This is a genomic window from Lysinibacillus sp. NPDC093190 (genome assembly GCF_050280425.1).
Lineage (GTDB): Bacteria > Bacillota > Bacilli > Bacillales_A > Planococcaceae > Lysinibacillus.
The window spans coordinates 1-10,052 of sequence record NZ_JBNNVG010000056.1 but is presented as its reverse complement, the minus strand read 5'-3'; the positions used below and the strand labels follow the sequence as shown (position 1 = coordinate 10,052).

The following is a 10,052-nucleotide window of genomic DNA, read 5'->3' as shown; positions in this document are numbered from 1 at the left end:
AGTCACAGTGCCAAATGAAAAAAGCGAGGTATTCAACGATTTACTCGTTAAATACCTCGCGATGTGAGAAGGTATAGACTTTTTCAGTGCCCTCCTATTAAGGCAGCCTCTTTCTTTACATTAACTATGGTATTCATTATAGACGTCTCGTTTTGCAACTTGACGTAGTTTTGCTACTTCCTTTATAGCTTCTTTTGATGTAACACCTGTATGATCAATAATATAATCAACATGTTCAACGATAGACATTGTGATCCAATAGGCTTCTTCACTATTTTCTTCCTCAGCATTCTCGTTTCCTTCAAGGACAATACAAAATTCTCCTCGAATTTCCTCTGTTTGTGACCATTCTACTGCTTCAGCCACCGTACCACGTACAAACTCTTCGAATTTTTTAGTTAACTCGCGAGCTAATACAATTCGACGATTACCAAGAATAGTTTCCATATCTTTCAAAGTGTCCTTTAAACGATGAGGAGCCTCATAAAACAAAATAGTTTCCTGACGTTTTTTTAGTTGCTCCAATTGCTGTCGACGTTCCTTTTTTCCTCGATTTAAAAATCCATAAAAGAAAAATGGCTGCGGTGTTAATCCAGAAGCGATTAATGCTGATATTGCTGCATTGGGACCTGGTACCGGTACAACTGGAAAGTCTTGCTCGATTGCTTTTTCGACTATATCTGCACCAGGATCGGAAATACAAGGTAGACCAGCATCACTAACTAATGCCACTGTTTTTCCTTCACGTAAGAAGGCTAATAGCTTCTCTCCCCCCACCTCTAAATTATGTTCATGGTAGCTTATCAGTGGTGTTCCTATATCAAAGTAGTTGCATAGCTTCTTTGTATTACGTGTATCCTCGGCAGCAATAATATCTGCTTCCTTTAAAATACGTAACGCACGTACACTCATATCCTCTAGGTTGCCAATAGGTGTTGCCACTAAATATAAACAACCTGTATGACCGTGCATTGTACTTTTCTGAGATTTCATGAGTCAGCCCTCCCTATATATTTCATTTTTTGCGTTCGTGTTAGTTGTTTAAAGGCATATTCTGCACGCATCGCCTCTTGTTTCGTATCGAATTCCTCCATATAAATGCATTCCACCGGTCCTCGCGCTCTCGTATATTTTGCTCCCTTACCAGCATTATGTACAGCGACACGCCTGTCTACATTATTCGTGTAGCCTGCGTAAAAGGATTGATCTGCACATTCTAACACATAAAAATAATGGCTATTGTTCTTTTCCATAAAGGATTTCTCTCAATTCTGCTGTATATTCATTATTCTCATTATAAACATACAGTGGCGGTAATATTTTTAAATCAGGTTTACCGTCTTTAATTCCTTCTATTAATAGTGTATTGGCTTCCTTACCTTCTTTCGGATAAATAAGTTGCATACGTTTAGGCTCTAAACGATTAGCACGCATTGTCGTAACAATATCTAATAACCGACCAGGACGATGAACAAAAGCTGCCTTTCCGCCTTGTTTTAATAATTTACTTGCTGATTGTATTGCTTCCTCTAACGTTAAATATAGTTCATGACGTGCAATAGCGTAATGCTCACTTAAATTTTTATCACTAGCTTCATGTGCTAAAAAATATGGTGGATTACAGGTTACAACATCATATTTTTCAATACCAAGCTCCTTAGGAATTTCTTTCACATCACCAAGGACCATATGAATTTGCTCTTCTAACTTATTGTAACGGATACTTCGCTCAGCCATATCAAATAAACGTGGTTGAATTTCTACTCCTGTAATATGTCCCTTTGTTCTGGCACTTAGAAAAAGTGGGATTACGCCATTACCTGAGCACAAATCAACCATTTTCCCTTTATGATATGGAACATTGACAAATTTCGAAAGTAACACTGCATCCAATGAAAACGAAAAGACAGAGGGACTTTGAATAATACGTAAATTCTCAGCCAATAAATAGTCTAACCGTTCGTCACCTTTTAACCAATTTTCCATGTTTCTTCCTCCTACTATACAAAACAAAAGACTGACACCACCATAGTGGGAATCAGCCTTCTATTACACATTTTGTTTATTTAAAAATGATAGACAAAACAGACAGTCTTCACCTTTACGTGAACTTCCGAAATGAACATGACAAACATGGAAGCCTTCTTGGTATAAACGTGCTAGGTTATCATAACCCTCGCCAATATCTAACGGATTCTCTTTCTTCTCATCAGCAGCCTGTACAGAGTTTTCATTAGAAAGTAGTTCTTCTAGACGTGTACGAAGGTGATGATTTTCTGTTTCGAGTGCCTTATGCTCCTCCATCATTAACGCTACAAATTGTTTCAATGCACTAAATTGCTCCTGCATTGCTTCGAGCTGTTGTTCGAACTCCATAACGGTATCTAAGAAATTACGGTCCTTCACCCAAGCCACCTCGTCCAATTCTCTATCTTAAATAAGATTTTTTTCGTATGCTAGTAGTTCTTCTAATGTATACTCGACTGTGCGCTCCTGCTCTTGTAAATATACTTGAATGACCCTTTCCAGTACATTTAAACCAACAACTTTACCACGGCCATCTGGTGTCATCGTCATTTCACCAATATCTGGCATGCCCTCTTTTGCTTCTTCATATTCATCATTTTCATACTTCAAGCAGCACATTAAACGACCGCAAAGACCTGAAATTTTGGATGGATTTAAAGATAAATTTTGATCTTTAGCCATTTTAATAGAAACCGGCTCAAAATCTCCTAAAAAAGTTGAGCAGCAAAGCATCCGGCCACATGGACCAATGCCACCTAACAGCTTGGCCTCATCACGTACACCAATTTGACGAAGTTCAATACGTGTCCTAAAAACCGAAGCTAAATCTTTTACAAGATCTCTGAAATCAACGCGTCCTTCAGCTGTAAAATAAAAGATGATCTTATTACGATCAAATGTATATTCAACATCAACGAGCTTCATTTCTAAATTATGCTCTATGATTTTTGTACTTGCTAGTTCAAATGCGCGCTTTGATTCAGCAGCATTTTCCTCTACTTGGATACGATCACGTTCATCCGCTGGTCGTAGAACTTGTTTAAGTGGTAATACAACATCATTATCCCCAACAACCTTTTGAGGGACAACTACTTTACCATATTCTACACCGCGAGCTGTCTCTACAATGACATATTGACTGTCCTCTAGTAGATATGATGCTGGATCAAAATAATATATTTTACCCGCTTTTTTAAAGCGGACTCCCACTACATTATACAAATGTATATCCCTCCTGCAGATTTAGCATTAACTGCTCCATCATTAACGTCCTATTCATGTTACGCTGTAAAGATGAACGTGCCTGTAAAATAGACTCCATTTGACTAGATAGACGTTCATAAGTCGAATGTAATGCAGTTTCTTTAAATGTCTGTAACATGTCTGGATAAGTACAAGCTGCTTCGGGATTAGCTTTTATTGACACTATATCACGGTAAGCAAATAGTAATAAATCTAATGCCTGTTCCATCTCGCCTTTTTCTTTAAACAGTGGCAACCATTCTTCATGTACAACAAGCATTGCTTCATGTACATTCTGACGAATTGCCTCTACTAATTTTAACACTGTTTTTCGAGCATGTGCAAACTGCTCATCATTTGCTAAAATCATAGCTGTTTCGAGTTCGTTCGTCATCATGCTCACTGTAGAAGCCATCGAGTAAGAAATGTTGTTATCTTGCAAATGCTTTAACAATATATGTCGGGGCATTTTTTGAAATTTAATATGCTGGCAGCGAGAGCAAATCGTTGGTAATATTGACTGCATTTGCTCCGTCAACAAAATCGCAGTTACCTCACCCTCAGGTTCCTCTAAAAATTTAAGTATCATGTTTGCAGATGCGATATTGAGACGGTCTGCATGATGAAGTACATAAATCTTACGTCCCTCTTCAACTCCCATCATCTTCATTTCTGCAATTAATTCACGTATTTGATCAATTTTTATAAATTGACCTTCTGGATAAATTTGATGAATATTTGGATGATTACCCGAATCAACACGTCTGCAATTTCGACATGTTTCACATGGAACATTTTGATTTGGTTGCTCACATAGCATTAGTTTGACAAAAAACTGCATAATATCTACTTTGCCTGTCCCTTTTTCGCCATCAAAAATGTATGCATGTGCTAATCTATTCTTGTCAAAAATCGTTTGAAGCTGCTTCATTACGACTGGTTGTAGTGTGAATAGCTCTTCAACATTCTTGGCCATATATTTAAAATCCTTCCTATTTCAATTACACTGATAGCATAATTATTTCCTATTCCTCATTTTTAGTACAGAAATATCTGCGGTTTTAGAGTAAATAGATTAGTTACATCGTTTATTAGTCATACCATTCAGCAAATAATTTCTTAGCCAAGTGCTGTAAATTTGGCGGCTGAATAGATTTGAAAAAAGCCCGCGCCTACAAGAGAACGAGACACGGGTTTTACATATACAAATTAATTAATAAGCCTTTAATCTCACCGATTTTATCAAGTAGGTCAATTGCTTCCTTTTCTTCATCTAAAATATCTTGCGCAAGCTCTACAAGACGCGTATCAATAGTTTCGATTATTTTTAAGCGTCTTCCTTCACCAAAACGATTCCATGTATGCGATTGCTTTAAATCCATACCATTCTCTACCGTTTCTTGTAGAAATCGTTTAACAAGCATTTTAAAACGAGCAAGTTCTCGTAAATTACGTGATCTTGCAACACGGTCACCTGCTGTAGAAATATCCCCTAGCAATCGTGTAATCTGTTCAGTTTGCAATTTGGTTCCTTGCTTGACGACCATATCTCCAAATCGGTTATTTTGATTATTGTTATGAAGTGGCTCTTTACGATTAGTATTTAACCCGACACGTATATCTTGATTGATCTTCAAGCTGTTTCGCCCCCACTTGCTTTCTTTATCAAATACACAAAAGCTAAATTATAATATGATTTACTTCTCGTTTAACGTGGCAATGAATTAAAAATGATGAAACTGTTCAATTGGTAATACAAAAACAGTCGCTCCTCCTACCTCTACCTCCACAGGATAAGGTATATAGGAATCTGTATTCCCGCCTAATGGCGAAACAGGTGCAACCATTTGTTCTCGTGCTCGACAATTATCACGAATAATATCTAAAACTTTGGGTATGAGAGAGTCTTCCGTCCCAATAAGAAACGTCGTATTTCCAGAGCGTAAAAATCCCCCTGTGCTCGCTAATTTAGTTGCGCGAAACTGATTTTTCGTTAAAGCATTCGATAAGCGACTACTATCCTGATCTTGCACTACAGCTACGACTAACTTCATTCGCACTCACCCCTTTGATAAAATTCATCTAAATAATTTTTAGTTACCTTTTAATTATGCCTCGGCATAATTGTATCAGGATTCGGCTTTGTGTTTTCGGCCCGACACGATGTCGGTCATTTCGGTAATGCCACAGGACGTGGCGTTTTTACCTATGCAAGTCAGTTAGCCATTATCACATAGATGCGATGTTTTTAGGCTAACATCCTTTAAGAACTTCTTTCCGATTCCTTGACATACGCCGGAGTTCTTCTATTTCAGTAGGTGTTTGAAATCTACTGAAAAGGAACCGCATCCTCATTCATCTTAAAACATTTGCCGCTGTCGCGCAGAAAACAATGCTGAATGAAGATAAAATTATAGACGTTACCATTATATCACATTGTGGTAGACAACTTCATGCATTTACTGTATTGCTTCATATAATAATGACCATACATCTTCAACAACACGTTCAATATTTTGGTCTGCATTGACGACATGTATACGTCCAGGGTAACGCTCCACTAACTGTAAATACCCTTCCCGAACCTTCTTATGAAAAGCTAAGCTTTCAACGTCTAAGCGATTTACTTCTCGCTCTCCATGAGCATGAATCCGTGCCAAGCCAACCTCTGGTGCAAGGTCAAATAATATTGTCATATCGGGTAGCTTCTTACCGATTGCAAACTCATTAATTGATAATACTTCATCAACGCCAATACCACGTGCATATCCTTGGTATGCTAATGATGAATCGATAAATCGATCGCAAATAACCGTTTTACCAGCATCCAACGCAGGTCTTACTTTTTCAAAATAATGCTGACTTCTCGCTGCTGCGTATAATAATGCTTCTGTACGCTCATCCATGGCTGTATGTTCAGGATTTAAAATAATGCTCCTAATTTTCTCAGCAATATCAATACCACCAGGTTCTCTCGTTGCTAATACATCAATATTTTCTTCTGCAAGTCGCTCGGCTATTTTTTGAATGACTGTTGTTTTTCCAGCACCCTCTGGACCTTCAAATGTAATAAATAAATTGCAATTCATGCCGTTATTGCCTCCAACTATTTAATGATCTCAATCATCTTTTCTTCTAAACGGTGATTTCCTTGGAACGTCGCACCACTAGCCAGTAACTCCTCTAGCTGACTCAGCTTTGCTACTGTTATTTTTTCGCCAGGAACAAGCAATGGAATGCCTGGTGGATAAGGAATAATCATACTAGCAGAGATACGTCCCATTGTTCGCATATACGGTAACCATTCTTTTTCCGACTTTTCAATTTCATCAAATGTATAGGCTGGTTCCGTAACAGCCACAAAATTATAGGCTGTTTGTGAAGCAGTTATTATTTCCGCCTTTGGTGTACTTAACAATAATGTTATAGCATCCTTAATCCGGACACGTATTTCTGCAAATGGATAGTGATGCCCCTGTTTCAACAAAGGTAGCACAAGCAATACTTGATTTGCATCTGCTAGTTCTGCATATACATGCTTTGCTTCTAATGCCTCTTGTAAATGAAAACCGCTATAGCCATCAACACGTAACAATAATTTGATAGGGTCGTCTACCTCAATAACTTCCAAAGAGCCAATAGCTCGTAATGCCTCTACCCATTGATTCCTTTTTTCTATTATATATGCACCATCACTCTCCATATATGTCTGTATATAATAGCGTGCATCATCTAATGAAGCCAATAAAAGATAGGATGGGCTGCTAGATTGTAACATACGTAAATAATGATTTATTTTGTCGACATCGATTAAATCAGAATTAACATGCATAAAGGATGCCATTGTCATAGCAGGCAATGTTTTATGTGCAGACTGTACTACTATATCTGCATCAAATGTCAATGCTGATGGTTGAAATAAGGTACATGCACTAAAATGGGCTCCATGTGCTTCATCCACTAAAACAGGAATACTTTTCTCATGACAATACGCAATCTGCTGCTGTATTTCTTTAGATGTCATACCATAGTAAGTAGGATACGTTAAAACTATTGCACGAGCCTCTGGATAATCATCAACGGCATCTTTTAAATCTTTGTAAGAAACATGTGTTGCAGTTAATGTACGTTTATCCCATTGCGGGGAAACAAATACAGGTTTTGCTCCAACAAGCTCAATTGCGTGAAATATAGACTTATGTGCATTACGTTGGACAATAATCGTATCCCCTTTTTTACATGTGGTATAAATCATCGCTAAATTTCCAACTGTAGATCCACCTACTAAAAAGAAACTTTTCATCGCCCCATAGGTATCTGCCAACAAGTTTTCTGCCTCTAATATCATTTCCTCTGGGTGATGTAAGTCATCCAGACCTGATAATTCAGTCACATCATACCGCATTACATCTTTAAAGGGCTGAGGAAGATGGGACAGTTCTCCATGCTTATGCCCTGGGACATGAAAGGAAATATTTTGTTGTTGTCGAAAGCGCTCTAACCCTTCTACAATCGGCCTTTTCTTTTGCAAAACAAAACACCCATTTCCGTTATATTCTTATTTAATTATAACACTTACGGCACAAAAACATTTGCTGAATGAATATAAATAAAGTGGAATTCAGATAACCTTTTTCCCGATCCAATGTGCTAGTAAAGCCACAGGGATCAATACAAGACAAAATGGCAAACATACAAAAATAATGTTCCATGTTATGACTTTATTGACTAATAACGAATGATACAAAATTAAACTATATGGAATAACGATTATCAAAGATGTGAGTGCACCGGGTGTAATGGAACGAAGAAAAATAGACTGTGCCAGGTGAGTGAACGCATGTAGAAAGTAGGTTAGCGTAACAACAGTGAAAAAGTAGATACCTCCAAATGGCTCTTGATTCACATACTGACTTGCTACAAAAGTGGAACTACTTACAAACATGAATATTACGATTACTGCTACAGCAAACTGCGCTGTCGACATCGAGAACTGCTTCATTACTCGATCAGCAATTTTTTTCGGCAATCTTTCGTACAAAATAATAGAATTCTTATTTAACCACTTTTCACCCATAATAATTTCTTCAAAATCATGAAGAATAAACATAATAGGGAATAGCCAAATAAGTGTTTCAATGCCTACCCATTGTTCCATAATGATTCCTCCTTTTATATTGAGTGATTACTCAAATGTTTCTCAAAAAAATAGATTGGAACGGAAATCAACTTCTATAAATTGCACGTGTTTTAACAAATGTCATCCACAACTTTTGGTGATGAGCCAAAAAAATTTACTTAATGTGAATTTTGCATTCCTTTTAAAACAAACATTGCTATCTCTTCAATATAATCATTATTTTCAATTGGCATTTTATCTATCTTTCTTTCTTCAACTAAAACATGCGTTAATATTGTTGAAAGAAACATTGAAGCTGCTGTTTCTATTGTCCTTTTTTCTACAGTACATGAAGAAGCTCTTGTCAAAAATGAACTGACTTGTTCACCCATTGTATTTATAAAATCCACAATATCCTTACTAACATTTGTGCTCTGTACTATTTCTGGGGACCAAATAAACGTTAAAAAGCTTTTATTATGTAATAAAAAATCGGCGTATAATTGGCCAAATTTAATTAAAGCTGGATAGGGCTCCATTTTTGAAAGCTCTTTTATCTCATTTTGTAGTGAGCCAATAAATGAAAACTCACGAATAAGATAATTAAGAAGTTCATTTTTATCTTTAAAATAATAAAATATAAGCCCCTCTGCTACTCCGCTCTTTAATGCTATTTCTTTAGTAGTCGTTGCGGTATAGCCCTTTTTAGTAAAAAGCTCTAATGACGCTTCCAAAATTTTATCCTTCTTTGATATCAAACTTTTTCACCACCGTTTTTAAATTTGAGTATATACTCAAATTTATACTTTACAAAAAGTTCTGTCAAGTTATTCCAGGTGATAAATACGAATAACGTAATGGTAATTTCAGTTCCGATTTATTAACGTTTTAATAAAATATCAGCCCGAACTTTTGGTGATAAATACAAAAAGATCATTGCACCTAATAGCAACGACCTTCTACTCTTCTTAGTAAAACTATTCTAAAATGTACTTAACGCCAGTTTCTCTACTAACATACTAGATACTAGCTTTTACCGCCATCTCTTGTACTAGCTTTTCTACTAATTGCGGTACAACCTTTTCTAAAATTGGATTCATCATCCCCGCTAAAAAACCGCTTGCCTTCATTGTTAAATTGCCTGCTAACTGACATGTACCGTCTTGATTTTGTGTAATTTCAAAATAACCATCACCATTTATCGGATCTGATAAGCCTACCAAATCAAACATAACTTGATTAGGATTTGACTCCTTGCCCTTAAGCTCAACCTTTACAGCTTTTTGGATAATGCCAAAATCACCTTGGAATACCCAAATCATATTTTGACCATTTGGAAATTCATGGTGTAAATAACCGGGTATTAGTACAGCCCATTGCTCTTTATTTTGAATAAACTCCTGTAGCTTGGCTCGTTCAATTTGAATATTTTCACTATATAACCCTGTTGCTATTTCAATACACCCCTTTTTGTTAATTTAAATCAATTAAATTCTAACATTTTTTAGTGGATTATTAGCGGGTTTTCAACAATAAAAAAAACCACTGATTTCTCAGTGGCTACTTTTTGCCTAGCGATGTCCTACTCTCACAGGGGGAAGCCCCCAACTACCATCGGCGCTAAAGAGCTTAACTTCCGTGTTCGGTATGGGAACGGGTGTGA

13 protein-coding genes and 1 rRNA gene are annotated in these 10,052 nt (G+C 36.8%); all 14 read right to left on the bottom strand.

The window, feature by feature from the left end:
• Nucleotides 1-120: 120 nt before the first annotated feature.
• The gene (gene rsmI / locus ACQKOF_RS24600) at nucleotides 121-993 is read right to left on the bottom strand and encodes a 16S rRNA (cytidine(1402)-2'-O)-methyltransferase (RefSeq protein WP_427562892.1); all 873 of its coding nucleotides are present in this window, start codon (nucleotides 991-993) and stop codon (nucleotides 121-123) included.
• The gene (locus ACQKOF_RS24595) at nucleotides 990-1,253 is read right to left on the bottom strand and encodes a GIY-YIG nuclease family protein (RefSeq protein WP_427562890.1); all 264 of its coding nucleotides are present in this window, start codon (nucleotides 1,251-1,253) and stop codon (nucleotides 990-992) included. The genes rsmI and ACQKOF_RS24595 overlap by 4 nt, the downstream gene beginning before the upstream one ends.
• Nucleotides 1,237-1,986: a tRNA1(Val) (adenine(37)-N6)-methyltransferase gene (locus ACQKOF_RS24590; protein ID WP_427562887.1), complete on the bottom strand. Its 750-nt coding sequence runs from the start codon at nucleotides 1,984-1,986 to the stop codon at nucleotides 1,237-1,239. Before ACQKOF_RS24590 ends, ACQKOF_RS24595 begins: the two co-directional genes overlap by 17 nt.
• 63 nt (nucleotides 1,987-2,049) lie before the next feature.
• The gene (gene yabA / locus ACQKOF_RS24585) at nucleotides 2,050-2,406 is read right to left on the bottom strand and encodes a DNA replication initiation control protein YabA (RefSeq protein WP_134025818.1); all 357 of its coding nucleotides are present in this window, start codon (nucleotides 2,404-2,406) and stop codon (nucleotides 2,050-2,052) included.
• 27 nt (nucleotides 2,407-2,433) lie between these two features.
• Entirely contained in the window at nucleotides 2,434-3,249 is an 816-nt protein-coding gene (locus ACQKOF_RS24580) for a PSP1 domain-containing protein (protein ID WP_427562884.1), read from the bottom strand.
• Nucleotides 3,242-4,246 (bottom strand): DNA polymerase III subunit delta', encoded by a 1,005-nt coding sequence (holB, locus tag ACQKOF_RS24575; protein ID WP_427562881.1) that lies wholly within the window; start codon nucleotides 4,244-4,246, stop codon nucleotides 3,242-3,244. Before holB ends, ACQKOF_RS24580 begins: the two co-directional genes overlap by 8 nt.
• A 220-nt stretch (nucleotides 4,247-4,466) precedes the next feature.
• A complete protein-coding gene (locus ACQKOF_RS24570) occupies nucleotides 4,467-4,907 on the bottom strand; it encodes a YaaR family protein (RefSeq protein WP_370047912.1) in 441 nt (146 codons plus the stop codon).
• Nucleotides 4,908-4,994: 87 nt separating this feature from the next.
• Nucleotides 4,995-5,324, bottom strand: a complete 330-nt coding sequence (locus ACQKOF_RS24565) for a cyclic-di-AMP receptor (RefSeq protein ID WP_049667342.1) — start codon at nucleotides 5,322-5,324, stop codon at nucleotides 4,995-4,997.
• 405 nt (nucleotides 5,325-5,729) lie between these two features.
• Nucleotides 5,730-6,359, bottom strand: coding sequence for a dTMP kinase (gene tmk / locus ACQKOF_RS24560; RefSeq protein WP_427562877.1), 630 nt, complete (start codon nucleotides 6,357-6,359; stop codon nucleotides 5,730-5,732).
• A 17-nt stretch (nucleotides 6,360-6,376) separates the two neighbouring features.
• Nucleotides 6,377-7,801 carry an aminotransferase class I/II-fold pyridoxal phosphate-dependent enzyme gene (locus ACQKOF_RS24555; RefSeq protein ID WP_427562874.1) on the bottom strand — a complete coding sequence of 475 codons (1,425 nt, stop codon included), beginning with the start codon at nucleotides 7,799-7,801 and terminating at the stop codon, nucleotides 6,377-6,379.
• 90 nt (nucleotides 7,802-7,891) lie between these two features.
• Nucleotides 7,892-8,428, bottom strand: coding sequence for an HXXEE domain-containing protein (locus ACQKOF_RS24550; RefSeq protein WP_427562871.1), 537 nt, complete (start codon nucleotides 8,426-8,428; stop codon nucleotides 7,892-7,894).
• Between the two features lie 140 nt (nucleotides 8,429-8,568).
• A complete protein-coding gene (locus ACQKOF_RS24545) occupies nucleotides 8,569-9,123 on the bottom strand; it encodes a TetR/AcrR family transcriptional regulator (RefSeq protein WP_427562868.1) in 555 nt (184 codons plus the stop codon).
• A 285-nt stretch (nucleotides 9,124-9,408) separates the two neighbouring features.
• On the bottom strand, nucleotides 9,409-9,810 hold the full coding sequence (locus tag ACQKOF_RS24540; protein ID WP_427562895.1) for an SRPBCC family protein: 402 nt from the start codon (nucleotides 9,808-9,810) through the stop codon (nucleotides 9,409-9,411).
• Between the two features lie 148 nt (nucleotides 9,811-9,958).
• A 5S ribosomal RNA gene (gene rrf / locus ACQKOF_RS24535) occupies nucleotides 9,959-10,052 on the bottom strand; the annotation flags it as partial.